This is a genomic window from Streptomyces sp. NRRL WC-3605, assembly GCF_001509795.1.
In the GTDB taxonomy this organism is placed as follows: Bacteria; Actinomycetota; Actinomycetes; order Streptomycetales; family Streptomycetaceae; genus Streptomyces; species Streptomyces viridochromogenes.
Genome location: NZ_LLZN01000059.1, coordinates 12,781 through 31,831, shown reverse-complemented (window position 1 = coordinate 31,831; position 19,051 = coordinate 12,781). Strand labels below are relative to the sequence as shown.

Here is a 19,051-nt window from a genome sequence, read left to right as displayed (position 1 = left end):
CGGGAGACCTCACGGGTTGCCTCGCGGTGAGCCAGGGCCGCTCGTAGGCTGGCTGGGCTCGGGGCTGTCGCGGAGGTACCTCATGCCCCGAACCATCTGGAGCGGCGCGATCACGTTTGGCCTGGTCACCGTGCCCTGCAACGTCCAGTCGGCCACCGAGGACCATTCCATCCGCTTCCACCAGTACCACCTGGAAGACATGGGCCGGGTGCGGGTGCGCAAGGTGTGCGAGCTGGAGGACCGCGAGGTCTCCCAGTCGGAGATCGGCAAGGGCTACGAGTACGCCCGCGACCAGGTCGTCACCATCACCGACGCGGACCTGGCGAACCTGCCGCTGCCGACGGCCAAGGCCATCGAGATCGCGGGCTTCGTGCCGCTGGAGTCGATCGATCCAATCCGTATCGGCGAGGGCTATTACCTCGCCCCGTCCGGCCAGGTCGCCGCCAAGCCGTACAAGCTCCTCGTCCAGGCTCTTGGCCGCTCCTCGAAGGTGGCGGTCGCCCGCTATGCCTGGTCGGGACGCGAGCGCCTGGGCTTGATCAGGGTTCGCGAGGATGCTCTCGTGCTGCACGCCATGCGCTGGCCGGACGAGATCCGCGACCCCGCCGAGCTGCTGCCACCGCCGACGGAGGTGTCCGAAGAGGAGATCGACGGTGCGCTCGCGCTGATGGAGTCGATGTCCCGCGACGACCTTGAGGGGCCCGAGTTCGAGGACGCATACACAGACGCCATAGCAAAGATCATCGAGGCCAAGCGGGAGCATGAACCTCTGCCGCAGGCACCGGAGCAGGAGCAGCCGGGCCAGCTCGTCGACCTGATGGCCGCTCTCCAGGACTCTGTGGCCAAGGCCCGCACCGCTCGCGGGGAGGATGCCGAGGTGCACGAGCTGCCGAAGACAAAGAAGGCGGCGAAGAAGCAGCCGGGCAGGAAGACCGCGAAGAAGGCTCCCGCCCGTAAGCCGCGCTCGGCTTAGCCCAGGAGCCCAAGGTCGTTGTCCGGCCGGCGGGCGGGTCGCCGAGCATGCGCGGTGCCGTCAGCCCGCCGTTCCCGGGGTGAAACGCGGGGGGTCAGAGGGCGACAGGTCCGGGCGCATCCGGTGCCAGCGCGCCGGGTGGCGCCAACGTCCGGCTCCGTCGCGTGCAACGTCGACGCCGACCTCCACCACCAGCTCAGGCGCTACGAGGGTGACATGCAGGCTCTCGCGCGACCCCCACCCTGCGCTGAACGTCCAGCCCGTCCACGGATGGTCTTCGGTAGGGCTGAGGAACTTGGACACCGCCTGGCCTGCGGTCTGCGGGAGCGTCGTACTCCGCCCGACGTAGCCAAGGCGCCCGTCAGTGTCGTACCGCCCCAGCAGAAGCGTGCGCGGAGCAGCCGGTGAGCCGGTGAACGCACCCACGATGGCGTCCTCGGTATGCCGGACCTTGTACTTCCTCCAGGCCCTCACGGACGGTTGGTAGGAGTCCTCCAGTCTTTTGAAGATCACGCCCTCGACACCCACGGCGGTCCAGCCCGTCAGCCACTCCTGGACGGTGGCCGGGTCCGTGGTCGACGGGCACAGCGCCCACGGCGCGGTGAGCCGATGCTCGGCGAAGAGGTCCTCCAAAGCGGCCCTGCGGCGCCGGTACGGCCATGCGGTGGTGTCGGCGCCCTCCAGCCGCAGCACGTCGAAGGCGACGTAATGGGCGGGCCACTGCTCACCCAGCCGAGCCGCGCCGGCGCCTCGTCGTTGGAGGCGGCCCTGGAGCCGTTCGAAGGCCAGCCGACCGGACTCCCATACGACCACCTCCCCATCCAGAGCCGTCGCGTCAGGGAGCTGGACCGCGCCGGAGCACAGATCAGGGAAGCTGGGGGTGAGGTCCGTGCCCCTGCGGGAGCGCAGCACCAGGCGCCCGGCGTCCCACGACAGAAGCGCTCGCCAGCCGTCCCACTTGACCTCGCCCGCCCACCCCTCGGGTAGAGCCGAGTCCGCTACAGGGGCCGCGAGCATCGGCTCTGGCAGCATCCACATGGCTCATGCCTTCCACGCGGGTGCTGGGCCGCCATCAGTCGAGCAGGCCGAGTTCTGTATCCGGACGGCAGTGGACGCACGGCGTCACATGCTGTCGCAGAGCATCGAGGGCTTGCTCCCGGCTCACCGGCCGGCACCGGCCGCTCTTGGCCGCTGCCCAGCAGTCTCCCGTGTGGACGGCGTCGAGGTTCGTACGGTTCAGGCCGTACTGGACCAGCCAGGCCGGGGGAGGCGGCCGCCGCTCCTCCCCTTGGCGGCGTTCGGCCTCTCGCCGCTCCTCATCGGCAATCCACCCGTCGATCTGGTTCAGCGCCGCGGTCGCCTGCTGGACCACGACGCGGCGCGCGAAGCGAAGCAAGTCGAGACGGGACGGATTGTCGTTCACGTGTTCGATTCTAGGCGGGTGAGGGCTCGCTCCACCCGCCGGGCGGCACCAGACTGGAAGCTCAAGGGCCCTGGTCAGCGCACGATCTATCGATGACGGTGCTGCTGGCCGATGCGGACCGGAGGCGGTGCCAGTGCTGTCGCGGCACCACTGTCCGACAGCAGTTGGGTGAGCCGTTCGGCTGTGGCTCTGGTCGCGGCGACGGGCAGGGCGAGGTCCTTGGCCATCATGGCGGAGGGCTTGAGGACGGAGACGGCGCCGTAGACGGCGTCGCCCCATAGGACGGGTGCGGCCACCGCGTCCCAGCCCGGGATTTCCTGGCGTCCCACTGCGTATCCGGCTCTGCGGGTCCGAGGCAGGCTGGCGGCGAAGGTGTGCGGATCGTGCAGGGCGCCCGGGCCCGCTCCGGCGGGTGGTGGCTGCCGGATGATGCGCTTGGCCAGCGGGGGCGGCAGGTGCGCCGCGATGACGCGGCCGGCGGCGCCGACTCGCAGGGAGGTGCTGATCTCCATCAGCTGGGTGGCGGTCAGACCCAGTGCGTCGAAGCCCCAGCGCCCTGGTGCTGTGTCGATGCAGACCTGGCGGGGACCGCCGTAGGGGGAGAGGACTGTCAGCATCGCGAAGCCGTCCACGATGCGGCTGAGCCGCTGCAGGAGCGGGCGCGAGGTCTCGGGGCCGGGCGTGCTGGCCATGGCCTGCATTCCGAGTTTCGCGGCGCCGGGGCCGAGCCGGTAGCGGCCGGGCGGTACGCGCACGAACGTCGCGGTGTCCAGACCGGACTGGAGGATCCGGTAGACCACGGTGACGTTGAGCCCCGTGGCCTCGGCGATCTCACTGGGGCCATAGGCGGGCCCTCCCGGCAAGTCGATGAAGGCCTGCTCCACGAGCAGGACCCGCTTGGCGTGCAGGGTGCCGCCCGTTCGAGCCTGTCCGTCGCGGGTGCCCTCACTGGCTGCGCCGGGGCCCGGCCGCGCATGCTCCTGCAGCGCGAGGTGAGCTGTTGCCTGTGCGCCGCTCATCGGGCGTCCGTGTGCTTCCACTCGGAGTTGATCATGTGTGCGCTCTCCTTGGGGGTTCGAGTGCCATGGGCGGAAGGACGGGAGGCCGGTGGCCGAGCGGCAGGTGTTCGAGGACCTGGGGTGCCGCTGCCAGGGGAGGGGCAGCGGCACCCCAGGCGGACCGGGCCCGCAGAGGTGGCAATGCGGTCGAGCCTGACCAGGGCTGCGCCGGTCCCGGCGGTTAGACGGTGGGGCCCAGGTGGGCCGGGATGCTCAGGTAGCCGTTCGAGACGTTGCTGGGAAAGGGCTGGAGGTCGGCGGGGTCGACTGCGAGGCGCAGGTGGGGGAAGCGCGTGAAGAGGGCCTTCAAGGCGATGCGGGTCTCGATGCGGGCAAGCTCCGCTCCGACGCACAGGTGTGCTCCGTGACCGAAGGACAGGTGGTCCTTGCGGGCGCGGGTGATGTCGAAGGCCTCGGCGCTGTCGCCGTGGGTGTGGGGGTCGCGGCCGGCGGCGGCGAAGTTGATGGCGATCGGCTCGCCCTGCTTGAAGGTGATGCCGCTGACGGCGTCGTGGAGGTCGCGGGTGGGGAAGCGCATGATCAGCGTTGCCACGGGGGGCTCGTGGCGCAGGATCTCCTCCACCACCTGGTCCCAGGGGACGGCCCCGGAAGTGGCCAGGGCGAGCTGGTCGCGGTGGGTGGTCAGGTTGACGATGCCGTGGCCCAGCGCGTTGACCGTGGTCTCGTGGCCCGCGCTGATGATGAGCACGAAGCTGTCGGCCAGCTCCTGGTCGCTGATCTCCCCGGCGTCGCGGGCGGCGATCAGCACCGTGGAGAGGTCCTCGCCGGGGTGGGCGGTCTTGTAGGCGATTAGTTCGTGGATGAGGCCGTAGATCCGGGACGGGTCGGCTGCGGAGTCGTCGGTGACGAAGATGGCCCCGGCGGCGTCCCGGAAGGCGTCGGTGAGGTGGTCGGGGGTGCCGAAGATGGCGTTGACGACCATGAGGGGCAGCCGCCAGGTCAGGTGCTCGCGCAGGTCCACGACGTCCTCGGAGCCGGCGGCCGCGAGGTTGTCGAGCAGGCTGTCGGTGATGGCCTCGATCTGGGGGATGAGGGCGCGCACGCGGCGCGGGGTGAACGCGGCGGCCAGCGGGCGGCGCAGTCGGCGGTGCTCCTTGCCGTAGGCGGTGAAGGCGTTGCGGACGTCCACGAACATCCGCAGGACCCAGTCCTGGGGGATGTCTCCGCGGATGTAGTCGGGCCAGTGCTGCGAGGCGTCCTTGGAAACGTCCGGGTGGGCCAGCAGCCAGCGGATGAGGCGGGGGTCGGTGACGGTCCAGGCGTCGACCCCGCCGGGCAGGGTGGTGCGGGCGGCCGGGCCGAGCGCGCGCAACGCGGCGGCCTCCTGGTGTGTCCCGGCTCCGGTGGCGTCCAGGTGGTAGGGGCAGCCGGCGGCGGCCGCGGTGGCGTCGAGCGTCATGTCAGTCCTTCCGAAGTGGTGCAGCGGCGCTGACCGGGCGGGGCAGCGTGAGCGAGGGGTGGGTCAGCTGATGCAGGCGGTGGTGTGCCCGGGGCCGCCGACCTGGCTGGAGATCCGTTCGCGGACCGAGGCGAGCCGCTGCTGGCAGTCCTGGGCGCTCTCGCCGACGACCACCCAGTGCGCGAGCCGGTCGGCGATCGTCGCCCGGGGCGGGCCGCTGACGATCTGGCCGAGGTAGCGGGTCCACACCAGCCGCTCCAGCCACGGCTCCTCGCGCAGGTCTGCAGGCGCCGTCTGCTGGGAGACGCGGCCGCTGACCGTGGGGTAGAGGAAGGCGACGGCGGCCGCCCGCTCGTGGGTGAGGGCCAGGTCCGGGTCGGTTCCGGTGGCGAGGTCGGCGGCCACGGCCATCAGGTCGACGCCGGTGGCCAGCTCCACCAGGCGGGGGATCAGGTCGCCGCCGGGCCGACTGTTGACCTCGATGAGGAACGGGCCGTGCGCCGTCAGCCGCAGCTCGACGTGCAGCACACCGTGGGTGAGGCCCAAGGCCCGCACGGCGCGGGTGACGGCGTCGGAGACGGCCGGGTCATCGAGCAGCGGATCGCGGGCGTCGACGCTGTGGCCCGTCTCCAGGAACTGCGGCTCCGCGCCCAGGCTCTTGCAGGTGATGGCGACGATGTGGACGTATCCGTCGACCACGACTGTCTCCGCGCTGATCTCCGGGCCGTCCAGGTACTCCTCCACGAGGACCCCGTCGACGGCGTAGGCGTCCAGTCCCAGCACGCTCTCCCAGGTCGCCCGCTGGTAGGCGTCGCGGACCTCGGCGTCGGTATCGGCGCGGCGGACCCCGGCGCTGCCGCCCATCCCGCGCGGCTTGACGACCACGGGGTAGCCCAGCAGCCGGGCGTGATGGACGGCTTCCTCCTCGACGGCGACGGCGACGCTGCGGGGGGAGGGGACGCCGTGCTCGTGGAAGCGCCGACGGGTGAGGGCCTTGTCCCGGCAGGCCGCGACCGAGGCCGGGCTGTGGCCTGGCAGGCCCAGCTGGTCGGCGAGCTGAGCGGCGAGTTCGACGTGGTGCTCCAGGTAGGTGCACACCCCGCCAAGCGGCCTGTGCTCCGCGAACTGCTTGACGGCGGCCGCCACGGCGGCCGCGTCGCTGAGGTCGACGCGCAGGACGTCCTGGACGTACGGCGAGGCCCAGCCGGGCAGCGAGTCGTCGGCGAGGACCAGAGGCCGGGTCGCGGCGAGGCCGCGCAGCGAGTGCTCTCGGTAGTGCAGGGAGCCTGTGCCCAGGACCAGGAGTGGGCTGATGGTGGTCACGGTCGTGTCCTTCGTGGTGGAGGCGGCCCGGCGGCGGGCCGCAGCAGGGAAGTTCAGGAGGCGGGCAGCGGCATCGGCTGCGGTGCGCCGCTGTGCAGGAGGGCGGCCAGCGGCAGGCACACGAGGGCGCCGCAGACGCCGCACAGAAGGGTCATGAGGGCCACCAGGTCGGGGCCGCCCTGGGCCAGGGACCAGCCCGCCAGTGCGGGAGCGGCGATGACGGCGATGGCGAGGGTGGAGCCCCACACCCCGGCGTACAGGCCCCGTGCGTGCGGCGGGGCGATCCGGTCGAGGATCGCCGTGGCGGCCACGAACACCGTGATCTCGCCCGGAACGGCGGCCGCCGCGGCGGCCATGTACTGCGGCAGAGAGGTGGCCAGGCCCGCCGAGCCCATGCCGGCGCCGAGCGTCAGCGCGCTCAGGGCCAGCAGTCCCACCATGGACGAGTGCCGAGTGCGCCGGGCCAGCCAGCCGTTGAGCGGGATGGACAGCAGCAGCACCGCGGCCGCACTGGCGACCTGGGTCCAGCCGTAGGCGGCCGCCGACATCCCGGCGTGGTCCATCAGCAGCGGCAGGATGCTGAACAGCCCGGCCACCGGGGTCAGCGCGAGGATGGACGCCAGCCACAGCAGCCACAGGCGGCTGTCGCGCACGGCCCGCAGACCGGATGCCGTGCCGCGCGTCCGGGGCGCTGACCGGTCGGGGGCGACGACCAGCAGGACGACGGCAGCGAAGGCCGCGCAGACGGCGCCGTTGATCCAGAACAGGAGGGGCAGCCCGGTGGTCTGTGCGCACAGGCCGCCGACAGCGCCGGTGATCGCCGCGCCGACATTGATCCCGAAGTGCCGCCAGCCGGTGATCCGCGCCCGGGCTGCCTCGTCGGTGATGCCATCGGCGACGATCGCCGAGATGACCGGCCGGGGCGCGTCGTAGACCACGCCGGCGACCACGGCCGCCGCGGCGACGGTGAGGGGTGCCGTCACCTGCGCGAGCAGCGGCAGGACGACGGCGGCCAGCAGCATGGCGCCGACGAGGGTGGTGCGACGGCCCAGGGTGTCGGCGAGGCGGCCGCACAGGACCTGACCGATGAGCCAGCCGACGCCGAAGGCGGTCAGGGCCCAGCTGATGCCGGTCGTGGAAAAGCCGAGGTCGGCCAGGCGGTAGGACAGGAAGGGGTAGACGAAGCCCGCAGCGCGGACCGCACTGGCACCTAGGACCAGGACCCACACGGTCGGGCGGCCGCCGCGGCGGGCCGGGCTAGCGGAGACGGTCGGGTACGGGGGTGCTGCGGGCAGGGGAGTGGGGGGCACGGGCTCTCCAGGGACGGAGCCACGGCAGGCCGTGGCCGAGAAACGCGTGGAGTGCCGACGTCGAAGAACGCGTGACCGGCTACCAGGTACGCCGACCGTGCGGCCGGCGGATGCTTGGGGGGTCGGTCGAGACTCACCACTCGACAGGTCGAGAGTGTGGGACGGGTGAGTTCGCCGCGTGGCGTCGGCTGGGGCCGCAGGCCTCGGTACAGGAGCACTCCGCCGCAGGGGCTGGAGCAGGGGCCGAGGAAGCGGCGACGGCGTTACGCGTGAAGGCTCCGCGCGGCGCACGACGTGCTCAGGTGCGCGGAGGGGGCGTCAGGCCGTGCCCAGGCGGGTGGAGCAGCGGATGCTGGTGCAGCGTGCACGAGGAACTCCCTGATGGGACAGGGGGGCCCGGCATGAAGGACGGCCAACATCGGGCGGCTCGCGGATGAGGCTGCGCGGCGGCCGAGTATGACTATCCTGAGGCAGGCGTGGTAGGACACGCCTGCTTATGCGCCCCCGGTGGTTGGTTGGTTCCGATCTTGGGTGGTGCGTTCTGATTTCTGCCGAAATCGGATTGGGCGGCCGCTCTCCGGGCCAACGGAGAGCGGCCGCTGCCGTTCTGGCCCTCGGTCAGGACGAGGGACCGCACCGGCAGTTGTGGCTGTAGTCGCGACCGAGGCGGACCTCCGTCGCTCGATCAGGTGCTCACGCCACGAGGAGCCCCCTTCGCCAGGAGAAGCACAGTCGTGCCGAAAGGGCTGTGCGACCGCTTCTCAGCGCCGACATGGTCGGTGTCCCCACGGCGCTGACCGCGATCATCTGACCCCCTCCGCATATGCGCGACTCCATTGCGCGACGAGAAACGCGCGGAGCGCCCCCGCCGAACCGCTTGCAGGCCCCGCCTAGCCCCGGTCGAAGGGTCGACGCCGCCCGCATACAGCCCACCTGGGCTGCTCGGAGATGACCGTACTCGATCGCCCCCGAACCGCCGGCGCGACCCCACTGGGCGGGAAGATCACCGCTGGTGAGAGGGCTTTCTATCAATCCCTCGCGCCTCGATGAACGCCCGGAACGACCGGGGCCACGCACTCCGAAGAGTCCGTGATGCCCTGTTCGAACTCGGTTCCCGAGCCCATAAGAGCCCACCTGGGCTGTTCTTTCGGCGCCAAGTCTGGAACTCTGCTGGCGAGGACGTCAAGCGATCAGCAACCACAGGGTCACCACGAGCCACATCGACGCGGCGCCAGGAGGAAGCATGTGCACACACACGAGTCCGCCTGACGCCATCTGCTGCGAGGCCCGGCGGCGCCCGATAGGAGCGCTGTTCAACGCGTACGCAGTCTGTCCGGCTGACTGCGATGCCCTCGTGTTCCTGGAGCTGCGGACCCGGTCCGAGCTGCAGAAGCCCCTTCCGTGCCCCAACGGGTGCGGCCTCCTGGAGACAGTCCCCACACGCAAAATCCTCATCTGATCACCACGAATGCCCAGCATTCCCGTAATCAGGAAAAATTCAGTGAGGTATTCTTTGACGCGCAGAGACCGGGCGAGTGATTTCCCTCGTTCTGATACCAGACAGCCTGAAATGCGAGAAATAGTGAGCAGTATGCGCCCTCCGCAGCAGCAGCGCGCCCGGCTACTGAGGCAGCGAATTATTGACACTGCCAGTGAACTGTTCGTCCAGTACGGATACGAGGGAACCTCGGTCCGGGACATCATCGCTCACGCGTCGACAACAAAGGGTGCGCTGTACTTCCAGTTCAAGGAAGGCAAGGCGAGTATCGCCCAAGCCATCATGGACGACACGCTGACCATGGACGGCCTGCAAGAGCAGCGGCTGAAGTTCCAAGAGATCATTGATATCGGGATGATCCTTGCGTACCGGCTGACAAACGAAGTCGCTCTGCAAGCGGCCCTGCGCCTGTCCTTCGCTCCGGCCGCGCATGTCGACAACCCGGAATACACCACCCCGTGGCCCGACTGGGTCAAATTCAACGCAGGCCAACTGCTCGCGGCCCAGGAAGCAGGCGAGCTGAAGAACTTCGTGGACATTGAGGCGACGGCTCACGAAATCGCCGGAAGCTGGGCCGGGAACGTCATGATGCCCGCCCTCCTGGACCGGCGGAGCATGCACAACGTCGAGGACCGCATCGCGCACATGTACCGGGACCTGGTGCAGGCGATCGGAGCCGACGGAATCGCAGCCCAGCTCGACGTCTCGCGGCATCGAGGGGAAATCCTGTACTCGCGGTTCAAGGCGGAGGCGGAGCCGTCAGCCGGCGCCTGACGCAAAGCATCCTGCGCGCCCCCTCGGAGAGCCGGACTCCGAGGGGGCTTCTCTGTATCCGGCCCCCTCCGTCACCTTCACGGCATAACAGTGGTTCCGCGAAGTACGAGGCCTTTGACGCCACCCCTGGCGGTCCAGCGCCATGTCCTCACGCTGACGGCGTGCACGAATCCGGGATAGCGGCGGCCCTTTCATCGCGCCCACAATGCGACGCAGATCAAAACGTGACGCCTGCAACAGGCGCCGAAGGCCACATGGCGCATGCGCGAACAGGCGATAGGGCATGCTCGGCGCGCAACTCAACACCGAGCCCGCCACAAGGAGTCCCCTGTTGCCGTCCACCTGCACCGCGACGATCCCCAACCGCCGTGCGCTCATCACCCTTTTCTCACGGCTGCGAACCAGTGACGGACAGAGCGACCCAGCGCCCTTCTACGCCAGACTCAGGGAGTCCGGCGAAATCCTCCCAGCCCCATGGGGCGGGCATTTGGTCAACTCGTATCGACTCTGCCAGCAGGTCCTCAAGAGCAGACAGTGGCTGGTCCCAAGCCGTGAATGGCGAACCCGCGACAACGATGCCAGCCGCTGGAACTCACCATCGTTCCTGCTAATGAATGAAACCCTGCCGATGCAGAACCCGCCCGAGCACACCCGGCTGCGCAGATTCCTCGGGAACATGTTCAACGGCGGCGTACTGGACTCGCTGCGGCCGGTCATCCAGAGAGCCGTACAGCGACAGCTCGACCACTACATGAACCGGCTCAGGGAAGGCCCGGCGGATTTCGTCACGCACGTCAGCGAGGAGATCCCCGTCGTCACCATAGGTGAGTGGATGGAGATACCCAGAGCCGACTACGGCCTCCTGAGGGCCCTGACCCACGACCAGGTCTACACACAGGAGCTGTTCCCCACCGCGAGCGAGATCGAGGTCTCGGACGCAGCGACCGCCCGCCTCCGTTTCTACTTCGCCGACCTGGTGCAAGAACGCCGGAGGAAACCGGGTACAGACCCCGTTTCTCTTTGGATCCAGCGATGGGACGCGATCGAGCCCGAGCGAGACACCGCCGACAGCACTATCCACTCCATCGCGATCTTCATGATCCTCGCGGCCCTGGAAACCACCTCGCACCTCCTGGCCAATGTGGTCCGGCTCCTGCTGGAACACCCGGACCAACTGGCCCAGCTCCAGGAGAACGACGAACTGATCCCCGACGCGATCGAAGAAGTCCTCAGATACGACGCACCCATTCACATGATCAGCCGGGTGGCGGCCGAACCCACCGAGCTGGCCGGCGCCGCCATCAACGCCGGGGAGATCGTCCACCTCATGGTCGGCAGCGCCCACCACGACCCGACCCACTACCGCGAGCCCCACCTGTTCGACGTACGCCGACGGCTAGGCGGCCCCGCAGGACACCTCAGCTTCGGCGCCGGAATCCACTACTGCCTGGGCAGCACCCTGGCCAGACTCGAAGCCGAAGTCCTGCTCAAGGCCCTCCTGCCCCTGCCGCTCTCGCGCCTGCAGATCGCAGCCCCGCCCCAGTGGGCCCCGCGCGTGGCCTTCCGCAGGATGACAACCCTGCCGCTGGCCCTCAACTGACCGCCGCGGGACGGACCAGCGAAAGAGCACGGGTGTGCCGCTCAGACGCTGCTCTGCAGCTCCACAGCACCTTGCCTCGGCCCGGGTGAGAGGTGCCCGGTGGTGGCCGGTGACCCCTTCAAATCCGCCAGCCAGCCGGGCACAGGGAGGAGCATGCGGCCGCGGTCGGTGGAGCCCGAACCGTTTCCGTCAGCAGAGCGTCCGTAGGGGCATCCGAGACGTGGAGTCGCCGCCCCATGAGCACATCCTCACCGCCACCGTGGCGGCACTGCGCACACAGCGCAAACCCTCTTATCGACCCGGTGGGTTGTCACGGTAGAAGCGTCCCCGGCCACACCGCGTGCCTCGCCCACCTAGCTGACAGCGACCGCAATGCCTACCTGGCGGGTCTGACCCCTGGATCCATGGTCGATCACCGGGGCACCCCCTTCACTCAGAGCCTGCTTGACGCCCTCCTCGACGCCGTCCGGGACCCGGCCACGGGGCAGGCATCCCTCGGCCCCGCCAGGTTCGAGTTGGCGACCTTCGAGGGTGGAGCCTGGTTCGATTCGGCGACCTTCCTGGATGTCGTCGGGTTCGAGTCGGCGACCTTCCAGGGTGAGGCCTGGTTCGAGTCGGCGACGTTCCAGGGCAGGGCCATCTTCGATCAGGCGAACTTCGAGGGCGACGCCGCGTTCGAGTCAGCGATCTTCGAGCATGCCGTTTGGTTCGGGTCAGCGACCTTCCAGTTCAACGCCTTGTTCGATTCGGCGACCTTCCAGGGTGACGCTGGCTTTGAGTCGGTCATCTTCCAGGGCGGCGCCACGTTCGAGTCGGCGACCTTCCAGGTTGATGCCACGTTCCGGTCGGCGACCTTCCATGGCCCCGCTTGGTTCCGGTCGGCGATCTTCCAGGGCCGCGCCTGGTTCGAGTCGGCCACCTTCCGAAAGGAAGCTGAGTTCAAGGCAGCGTCCTTCCGACGCGCCAGGTTCGGGGAAGCGTCCTTCCAGGGCCCCGCCTGGTTCAAGTCGGCCACCTTCGAACGCGGCGCCGATTTTGCATCCGCCACCTTTCAGGGCGACGCCGATTTCGAGGCGGCAACCTTCCAGAACGACGCCCAGTTCGAGGCAGCGACTTTCGAGCGGCGGGTCAGCCTCGGGCCGCTTGTGTGCGCTGCGGAGGTGTGGTTGTCCGGGGCTGTGTTCAACGGGCCGGCGACCCTCAGGATCGCCGCGCGCCGCTTGGTGTGCCGACGGACCCACTGGTTGTCCACTGCCGAGGTGCGGCTGCGCTACGCCACCGTGGACTTCACCCATGCGGTCTTCGAGTACCCCCTCACCATCGCAGCGGAGGCTGCCCCCTTCGTCCGCTCCAACCATCGTGAGTTGACGGAACAGGTCTTCGCCGGCACACCTGACGCCGCGGTGCGGATTGCCTCGCTGCGCGGAGTGGACGGAACCCATCTGGTCCTTGCCGACGTCGATCTGTCGGGGTGCCTGTTCACCGGGACGGTGCACCTGGACCAGGTAAGGCTTGAAGGTGCCTGCTCGTTCGACACGGTCCCGCCCGGTACGCACTGGCGCCACGGGCGTCCGACACGATTCACCCCACGCCGCACCCTCGCCGAGGAACACCACTGGCGCGCGGCCCAGCCGGCGGCGGTCAGGGGGTGGAACGTGGCAGTGCTCGACGCCGGGCGGCCAGGGCCGACACAACTGGCGCCGGTGTACCGGGCCCTGCGCAAAGCGTTCGAGGACAGTAAGAACGAGCCGGGCGCCGCGGACTTCTACTACGGCGAGATGGAGATGCGCCGCCACGACCGCGCCACCACCTCCCGTGCCGAACGAGGGCTGCTGCACGCCTACTGGATGCTGTCCGGCTACGGCCTGCGCGCCCTGCGGGCCCTGGGCTGGCTCGCCGCCGCCATGCTGATCACCCTCGTACTGCTGATGGGCTTCGGGCTGCCGAAGGACGACCCGAAGCAGGAAGCGACCGGCACCGTGCCGCCCGGCGGAGGCAAGGTCACCTTCCAGATCGAGAAGGACGCCCCGCAGAACCCCAAGGGCAACCGGTTCACCGGAAAACGCTTCGAGAAGGCCCTGAACGGCACGCTCAACTCGGTGGTGTTCCGCTCCAGCGGCCAGGACCTGACCACCGCCGGCACCTACATTGAGATGACCTCCCGCCTCGTGGAGCCCGCCCTCCTGGCTCTCGCCGTACTCGCCGTCCGCGGACGCATCAAACGCTGAGGCAGACCCGCCCCAGACAGCGCATCAGGATGCCCGTGCCCCGCCGGCGAGCCTGCCTCTACGCGGCCCCAGCCGCCGTGCTGGTCCGGCGCCCGGCCGTCGGTCATCTCTGAGTAGATGGAGCAGGCTGGGCGTGCCCGCGCCCTCTTCGCGACGAGGACGAGTTGTCCCTGCGGGAGATCTGCGCCGTGCTGGAGGAGGACATCCGCCCGAAGTGCGGGGAGCGATGGCACGCGGAGACCGTTCGCCGGATGCTCGCCAACCGGACCGACAAGCCGTCGACACTGCGGAAGCGGTAGCTGGTGGGCACGGAGGAGCAGTTCTCCGTGCCCGGACTGGACGTCGACGTCGAGTTCGGAGACACGCTGGGGCGGCTTCGAACACGCAGGTAGGGCAGCCAGGTCAGGTGATTTGGGTCACGTCAACGTTTCAGTGATGAGGGCCCTGAACAAGCCGCTGACCTGCAGTTTCTGAAACTCACTCAGGTTAGGCAAGAGGTCAAGCAGGACCATACCTGAACGCGCAAGTTACGCTCCCCCGGCGCCTGAGTCGTCCGTTTTGTGCAAAGCGGTGCAGGGCCCGAGCACCCATCAACTGTCAACCCCACTTAGTACCGTTGTCCCTCACCGAAAGCCCTTCGGCACGACGAAGGGAGACCTCTAAGTGGCCAGCCGTCCAAAGCCAGGGCCCCGAGGAGGTCTCCCTCTCGTGACGTCGAAGTGGTCCGTCCTGCTGTGAGGAGAACTGACCGAGTGACGCCCGTCGACCGTACAACAGCCGCGACCGAGGAGCCCAGCTCCGCCTTGCTCAGGTGGGTGACCGTCCTCACCGGGCTCATCTCCATCGTGGCAGTGGTCATTCTGTCGCTGACCCACAACGCCGAGGCTGCCGCCGCCGTCGGCAGTATCGGCACCGCGGTCACCGCCATCGGCGGTGTGCAGCTCAGCATGCGCAACCGGGAGTAGGAGTCTGCGGAGTGCGGCGGATTGCCACTGGTGAACCCCATCCCGAACGTCCATGGGTTGAACGCGCTGACCACGGGACGTTCGGGAACCGCCGTCCCCGCCGGCCGCTACGGGCGAAAGTACCTCGCATCATCATGTGCGGCCGGTAACGGTCCAGTTTCCCGACGGCCCGGCGGGTTCCGGCCGCTGAGCGACCGGATGCCGGTGACGAGTAGGTCCGGGCGCCAGCACATCCCGGTCAGCGCCGCCGGAGCATAAGCGCGCACATGGTGACCAGACTGCTGAGGAAGGTGCCGCCGACACTGAGCGGGACGGCCAGGCGCGGGTGGGTATAGGCGAGATACATCGTCGCGGCGACGACCAGGCCTGCCACAGTCGCCAGCAGCACGATCAGCAGTGGATCGTGCTGCTGGCGTCGCTGTTGGGGCTGCGGGGAGTTGGTGGGCGGATTCAAGGTGGTCATGCGGGGTGGTCTCCCTCCGGTGATCGGGCACATGGACAGTCCGTGTGCGAAGTGAGCGGAGCGCTGCATCCCCTTGGTTCGTCGTGGGGCGAAGCGACCGTCCGCTTCCTCTGACCATGGCGGCTCGGCCTTCCGGAAGTCCGGGCCCGGAGGCCGGATCTCGGTGTACGTTCCAGAACGTGACAGACCCCGAGGACGCGGTCGCCGGGACCGCGGAAGACCTCGTCGCCGACGCCCGCAGTCTGGGGGCGCCCGCAAGCACACGCATGGTCAAGGACTGGGTCGAGCACGGCCTGCTCGCCCGGCCGCAGTTCCGCAAGACCACTCAGCGGGGAAGTGACCCCGGACTGTTCGCTCGAGAGCAGCGCGTCCTCTTCCGGAAGATCCTCGAAGCGAAGCGCCGCTCACCGCTTCCTCGCGTTCCCCATCACACGGTCGTACCGCTGATCATCAGCATGTGGCTCAACGACGACCGTGTGATCACCGATGACCAGGCCCGGCGGGCCCTGCGCACCTACGCGCGCAGCGCGGGCGCACGCTCACATGCCAGCCGGACCGCCACAGCCAGGGCCGTCATCGACCAGTTCGCCCACCCCGAGGCGAGCAAACAAACGCGACGCAGTGTGGAGCGACTCCTCCTGGACGGCGAGAAGAGCCGTCGTCCGCGCTGGGACACTCTGGTACCGGCGATGAAGGACCTGGCCGCTCCATGGCGGCACGATGCCGACGGCCTGGCACGTTTGGACGCGCGAACCATCGGGCTCCCCGAGTCACCTGTGACCTTCGACTACGCCGTCGGCCTTTGGATGGTCAAGGGCGAGGTCACGCAGCAGCTGGAGAGAGAAAGCATCCCGCCCAAGGCCCTGCTGTTGGCCCGCGAGGAATTCCGCCGAGGCTGGGCGGAGTACCAGAACGATCGAGCGGCCCTGGCAGCACGTGGAGGCGAGAGTGCCGCCCTGTTCACCGAGCCGACCGGCTGGGAAGCCAAGGTGCGGGAACATGTCGATTCCTTCGCCACGACCCTCGGCCGCGTCGCAGGCCTGGCCGAACCCATCTTCGACGAGGTGCGGGCAGGCCTGCGTCGTCGTTGAGGTCGTCGATGTCGGTGACCGCCGCCCGCCGGCACCTGACCACCGAAACCGCCCCGGAGCGCCGCGATGCTGGCCTGCCTGGTCGCCCGCCGCCGTCACCGACATCGAAAGGACCTCCCGCCTCGCGGAACCCGCCCTCATGGCCTCGCCATACTCGTCGTTCGCTGGCGGATCAAGCGCTGACCGAGGCAGCCGCACGCTCCAGGCGGCGCATCAGCGTGCCATGCCCGCCAGCGGGCCCCCACCTCTACGCGGCCCCAGCCGCCAGCCCCAACACGACGAACAGCCGGGCACCCGCGACCGGGTTCCGGCTGATTCGACATTCCGCCTCCCGCACGAAGGGAGTGGTTTTCTCAGTAGTGCATGTCCACGGTGGGCAGGTGGACCAGGTCCTCACGCACCCAGCCCCTCTTTCCCTTCGCGTTACCCGACGTCATCTTGATGCGCACCCAGGTCTGCCCTGAGTTGAACTTCAGGTCGGTCTTGGAGCACTTGTTGCCCTTGTAGGCCACTCCCAGAGCGGTGCTGTTCGTCGTCGCCTTGGAGCGCAGGTTGACCGCCGACGCGGTGATGTAGCAGCGGTTGTCGGATGCCTGTGCCGTGCCACCTGCGGCAACGATGCCAGTGCCCGCAAGGGCTGTCGTCAGGAGAGCGACCACGGTTCGACGGATCTGCATGTCTACCCCCGGGAAATATCGACACCGCATGCGGATGCCTTTCCAATAGGACCCAATGCAGTGAACGGAGTCGTATGCGGGGGCGTCAAAGTTCTGCCGCAGCGCGCAATGTAGACAAGGAGCCGAATTTCGCAGCGCGCAATATGAGTAGCGGTAGCCCGCCTGTAGGACGTCAAAAGAGCCCCGACCGCTACCACGCGATCGGGACCCTTTGTCTGTGCTTGTTCGGGGCCGGTGCTGGTTCTAGTCGGGCGCCTGGGCTGCTTCTGCGTGGAGCTGCGCGGCAAGAGCGCGAGCCTCTTCGGCTTGTTGGGCGGCTTCGGGGCGGCCCTGTTCAACGGCGATGCGGTCGAGCAGAGCGGCCTTGCGCTCGATCACGCGTGCGCGGGCCTTCGGGTCCGGTGGGGTGCGCGAGTCGCCGTAGAGGTGATTGAGCGCGTCGAGGACCTGGACCATTTCCTCCGCCGTACTCAGGGCGGGCAGATGACCGGTGACCGGGTGCTCAGTCTCCCGCTGTGCCGGGATGTGCTCGTGCACCCACGCGTCGAGCCGTGCTCCGGCAGTGGTGGGCGCGTATGCGGCCTCGTGGAGGCGTAGGCCGCGTACAGGCGCGCCAGAAGGGGCGGGGTAGTGCGGTTCTTGTAGGGCGAGCTGCCACTCTGCGACGGCGTCCCTGTACTTCTCGTGTGCGGACTGCCTCTTCATGTTGAGCTGCTCGCCGATGGCCTCCCAGCTTGTGTGCTTCTGACGCTCATAGATCACCGCGCGGACCAACGCCTCCTGGGCCTGGTGCACCAAGTCGAGTGCGTCGCCGACGACTTCGCCGGGTTGGGCCCACATGTCGTTCGTCGTGGGGACGCCGGCGGCGGCGCGGTCGGCGAGCTCGCGTAGTTCGTCAGAGAGGGCGAGGCGGGCCAGGGCGGTACGGCTGTAGGCGTAACGCTCGTTGGCGGGTTCATGCTCGACACCGGTCATGCCTGTCAGGCTAGTCCTGACGGCTGGCATCCGTCAGGCGCTCCCTGACGGAAGTCGGCGGGCGTGGTCAGTACTCCACCTCTCACAAACGATCCTTTGCGCGAGGAAGATCAATCGCGGACCGCCAAACCCCTGCCGCACCCGGATTCGCTCGCACAACCCGTTCTCACTCAAAAGCGACACGGTCCCCCTTCTGAGACTTGCATTGTGCGAAAATCCGGCCCCATGACCGATCCTCAGCAGCCCGCCGCGGCCCACCAGTCGGACGCCGACGACGTCGAGCAGTACGCCTGTCCGAAGTGTGGCGCTCAGCCCGGCTCGCCGTGCCGCTCACGTGGGGGTGCGGTCGCCTCCGCTTACCACACCCGCCGCTTCACCATGGTTCCTCGGCTGAAGAAGACGCTGCGGGTCCCAACCCCCGCCGACCGCGGTCCGGGCCGTCCGTGGCGACCTGGCACCCCGCCGCCGGCGCCGATCAACCCAGAGCTGCCGAGCGCGGACATCCGCATCGGCTACGCGCGGTGCTCGACTCTGGGGCAGGAACTCGACTCCCAGCTCGACGCCCTCGCCAAGCACGGCATCCCGAGAGACAAGATCTTCAGCGAGAAGATCAGCACCCGCGTACGCGTCCGCCCGAAGTTCGAGGAGGCGTTGAGGACGGCGCGTGAGGTCAAGGCGCATGCCCCGCACTGCCGCGTCATCTTCACCGTGTACGAGATGAAGCGGCTCGGCCGCGACGCCGCGGAACTCACGGCGCTCGCCGACCACCTCACCGCCCATGGCCTGGTCCTGGAGATGCTCGCCGGGCCCTTGCCAGGCATCTATGACCCGAGTGGGCCGGGGAAGCTACTGTTCGCGTTCTTCGCCGCGATGGCAGAGACCGAGCGGGAGAACATCCGCGAGTCCACCCTGGAGGGGCTCGACACCGCAGCCCGCAAAGGTAAGCACGGGGGCCGCCCGCCGGTCATCACCGACGACATGCTCCACACCGTGCTGCGTCGCCGCGCGAACGGCGAGTCCGTCGAGCAGATCCAACCCGACCTGATCATCCCCACCGGCAAGCGCAAGGGACAGAACCCCTCGGTGGCCAGCATCTACCGGGCGCTCGCCGAGCACGCCAAGCGCGAGGCGTATCCCGAAGCCGTGGAGCAGGCCCGCGCCGACTTCGCCGCACTGAAGGCCGGTGGCGCGCTTCCCGAGCCCCGCACCGAGGGGCTGGCGGCGGGGTCTACGACGGCACATTCAGCGTAGGCGTGTACAGGAGGGATGGGGC

At 68.8% G+C, this 19,051-nt stretch carries 17 protein-coding genes; 8 read left to right on the top strand and 9 right to left on the bottom strand.

Features of this window, described 5'->3' with window-relative positions; all coding sequences use genetic code 11:
- Positions 1–82: 82 nt before the first annotated feature.
- Entirely contained in the window at positions 83–973 is an 891-nt protein-coding gene (locus ADL34_RS18845) for a Ku protein (RefSeq protein ID WP_062669135.1), read from the top strand.
- 60 nt (positions 974–1,033) lie between these two features.
- On the opposite strand, the gene ADL34_RS18840 is transcribed toward ADL34_RS18845, so the two are convergent.
- The 6 genes from ADL34_RS18840 to ADL34_RS18815 form a co-directional block, all read right to left on the bottom strand.
- The gene (locus ADL34_RS18840; protein ID WP_062669136.1) at positions 1,034–2,011 is read right to left on the bottom strand and encodes an ATP-dependent DNA ligase; all 978 of its coding nucleotides are present in this window, start codon (positions 2,009–2,011) and stop codon (positions 1,034–1,036) included.
- 34 nt (positions 2,012–2,045) lie between these two features.
- Positions 2,046–2,396, bottom strand: a complete 351-nt coding sequence (locus ADL34_RS18835) for a DUF6233 domain-containing protein (RefSeq protein WP_062669137.1) — start codon at positions 2,394–2,396, stop codon at positions 2,046–2,048.
- A gap of 86 nt (positions 2,397–2,482) precedes the next feature.
- Positions 2,483–3,415 carry an IclR family transcriptional regulator gene (locus tag ADL34_RS18830; protein WP_062669138.1) on the bottom strand — a complete coding sequence of 311 codons (933 nt, stop codon included), beginning with the start codon at positions 3,413–3,415 and terminating at the stop codon, positions 2,483–2,485.
- A gap of 220 nt (positions 3,416–3,635) precedes the next feature.
- Positions 3,636–4,874: a cytochrome P450 family protein gene (locus ADL34_RS18825; RefSeq protein WP_062669139.1), complete on the bottom strand. Its 1,239-nt coding sequence runs from the start codon at positions 4,872–4,874 to the stop codon at positions 3,636–3,638.
- Positions 4,875–4,937: 63 nt separating this feature from the next.
- Positions 4,938–6,197: an ATP-grasp domain-containing protein gene (locus tag ADL34_RS18820; protein WP_062669140.1), complete on the bottom strand. Its 1,260-nt coding sequence runs from the start codon at positions 6,195–6,197 to the stop codon at positions 4,938–4,940.
- 53 nt (positions 6,198–6,250) lie between these two features.
- Positions 6,251–7,507 carry an MFS transporter gene (locus tag ADL34_RS18815; RefSeq protein ID WP_062669141.1) on the bottom strand — a complete coding sequence of 419 codons (1,257 nt, stop codon included), beginning with the start codon at positions 7,505–7,507 and terminating at the stop codon, positions 6,251–6,253.
- Between the two features lie 1,591 nt (positions 7,508–9,098).
- Here ADL34_RS18815 and ADL34_RS18810 point away from each other — a divergent pair.
- From ADL34_RS18810 to ADL34_RS36120, 5 genes are all read left to right on the top strand, one after another.
- Positions 9,099–9,779, top strand: coding sequence for a TetR/AcrR family transcriptional regulator (locus ADL34_RS18810; RefSeq protein WP_062669142.1), 681 nt, complete (start codon positions 9,099–9,101; stop codon positions 9,777–9,779).
- A 610-nt stretch (positions 9,780–10,389) separates the two neighbouring features.
- Positions 10,390–11,379, top strand: a complete 990-nt coding sequence (locus tag ADL34_RS18805; RefSeq protein ID WP_324610569.1) for a cytochrome P450 — start codon at positions 10,390–10,392, stop codon at positions 11,377–11,379.
- Between the two features lie 404 nt (positions 11,380–11,783).
- Positions 11,784–13,607: a pentapeptide repeat-containing protein gene (locus ADL34_RS18800; protein WP_234375051.1), complete on the top strand. Its 1,824-nt coding sequence runs from the start codon at positions 11,784–11,786 to the stop codon at positions 13,605–13,607.
- A gap of 164 nt (positions 13,608–13,771) precedes the next feature.
- Positions 13,772–13,906, top strand: a complete 135-nt coding sequence (locus ADL34_RS37045; RefSeq protein ID WP_267891490.1) for a hypothetical protein — start codon at positions 13,772–13,774, stop codon at positions 13,904–13,906.
- A 453-nt stretch (positions 13,907–14,359) separates the two neighbouring features.
- A complete protein-coding gene (locus tag ADL34_RS36120; RefSeq protein ID WP_159038938.1) occupies positions 14,360–14,572 on the top strand; it encodes a hypothetical protein in 213 nt (70 codons plus the stop codon).
- A 238-nt stretch (positions 14,573–14,810) separates the two neighbouring features.
- On the opposite strand, the gene ADL34_RS18795 is transcribed toward ADL34_RS36120, so the two are convergent.
- Positions 14,811–15,035 carry a hypothetical protein gene (locus ADL34_RS18795; protein ID WP_062669144.1) on the bottom strand — a complete coding sequence of 75 codons (225 nt, stop codon included), beginning with the start codon at positions 15,033–15,035 and terminating at the stop codon, positions 14,811–14,813.
- A gap of 179 nt (positions 15,036–15,214) precedes the next feature.
- Between ADL34_RS18795 and ADL34_RS18790 the strand changes: the two genes are divergently transcribed.
- Complete coding sequence (locus ADL34_RS18790; protein WP_062669145.1) at positions 15,215–16,126, top strand: hypothetical protein; 912 nt, start codon at positions 15,215–15,217, stop codon at positions 16,124–16,126.
- A gap of 353 nt (positions 16,127–16,479) precedes the next feature.
- Here ADL34_RS18790 and ADL34_RS34920 read toward each other — a convergent pair whose 3' ends face one another.
- Both ADL34_RS34920 and ADL34_RS18785 read right to left on the bottom strand, forming a co-directional pair.
- Positions 16,480–16,803, bottom strand: coding sequence for an SH3 domain-containing protein (locus ADL34_RS34920; RefSeq protein WP_234375050.1), 324 nt, complete (start codon positions 16,801–16,803; stop codon positions 16,480–16,482).
- A 243-nt stretch (positions 16,804–17,046) separates the two neighbouring features.
- Positions 17,047–17,778, bottom strand: coding sequence for a hypothetical protein (locus ADL34_RS18785; protein WP_062669146.1), 732 nt, complete (start codon positions 17,776–17,778; stop codon positions 17,047–17,049).
- A gap of 225 nt (positions 17,779–18,003) precedes the next feature.
- Between ADL34_RS18785 and ADL34_RS18780 the strand changes: the two genes are divergently transcribed.
- A complete protein-coding gene (locus ADL34_RS18780) occupies positions 18,004–19,029 on the top strand; it encodes a recombinase family protein (RefSeq protein WP_062669147.1) in 1,026 nt (341 codons plus the stop codon).
- The last annotated feature ends 22 nt before the right edge of the window (positions 19,030–19,051 follow it).

What these genes read in the sequence shown, in the direction of transcription:
- ADL34_RS18825 (WP_062669139.1), bottom strand. Translation starts at nt 4,874, where the DNA reads ATGACGCTCGACGCCACCGCGGCCGCCGCCGGCTGCCCCTACCACCTG.
- ADL34_RS18840 (WP_062669136.1), bottom strand. Translation starts at nt 2,011, where the DNA reads ATGTGGATGCTGCCAGAGCCGATGCTCGCGGCCCCTGTAGCGGACTCG.
- ADL34_RS18795 (WP_062669144.1), bottom strand. Translation starts at nt 15,035, where the DNA reads ATGACCACCTTGAATCCGCCCACCAACTCCCCGCAGCCCCAACAGCGA.
- ADL34_RS18780 (WP_062669147.1), top strand. Translation starts at nt 18,004, where the DNA reads ATGACCGATCCTCAGCAGCCCGCCGCGGCCCACCAGTCGGACGCCGAC.
- ADL34_RS18810 (WP_062669142.1), top strand. Translation starts at nt 9,099, where the DNA reads ATGCGCCCTCCGCAGCAGCAGCGCGCCCGGCTACTGAGGCAGCGAATT.
- ADL34_RS18805 (WP_324610569.1), top strand. Translation starts at nt 10,390, where the DNA reads ATGAATGAAACCCTGCCGATGCAGAACCCGCCCGAGCACACCCGGCTG.
- ADL34_RS18785 (WP_062669146.1), bottom strand. Translation starts at nt 17,778, where the DNA reads ATGACCGGTGTCGAGCATGAACCCGCCAACGAGCGTTACGCCTACAGC.
- ADL34_RS18800 (WP_234375051.1), top strand. Translation starts at nt 11,784, where the DNA reads ATGGTCGATCACCGGGGCACCCCCTTCACTCAGAGCCTGCTTGACGCC.
- ADL34_RS18845 (WP_062669135.1), top strand. Translation starts at nt 83, where the DNA reads ATGCCCCGAACCATCTGGAGCGGCGCGATCACGTTTGGCCTGGTCACC.
- ADL34_RS34920 (WP_234375050.1), bottom strand. Translation starts at nt 16,803, where the DNA reads ATGCAGATCCGTCGAACCGTGGTCGCTCTCCTGACGACAGCCCTTGCG.
- ADL34_RS18830 (WP_062669138.1), bottom strand. Translation starts at nt 3,415, where the DNA reads ATGAGCGGCGCACAGGCAACAGCTCACCTCGCGCTGCAGGAGCATGCG.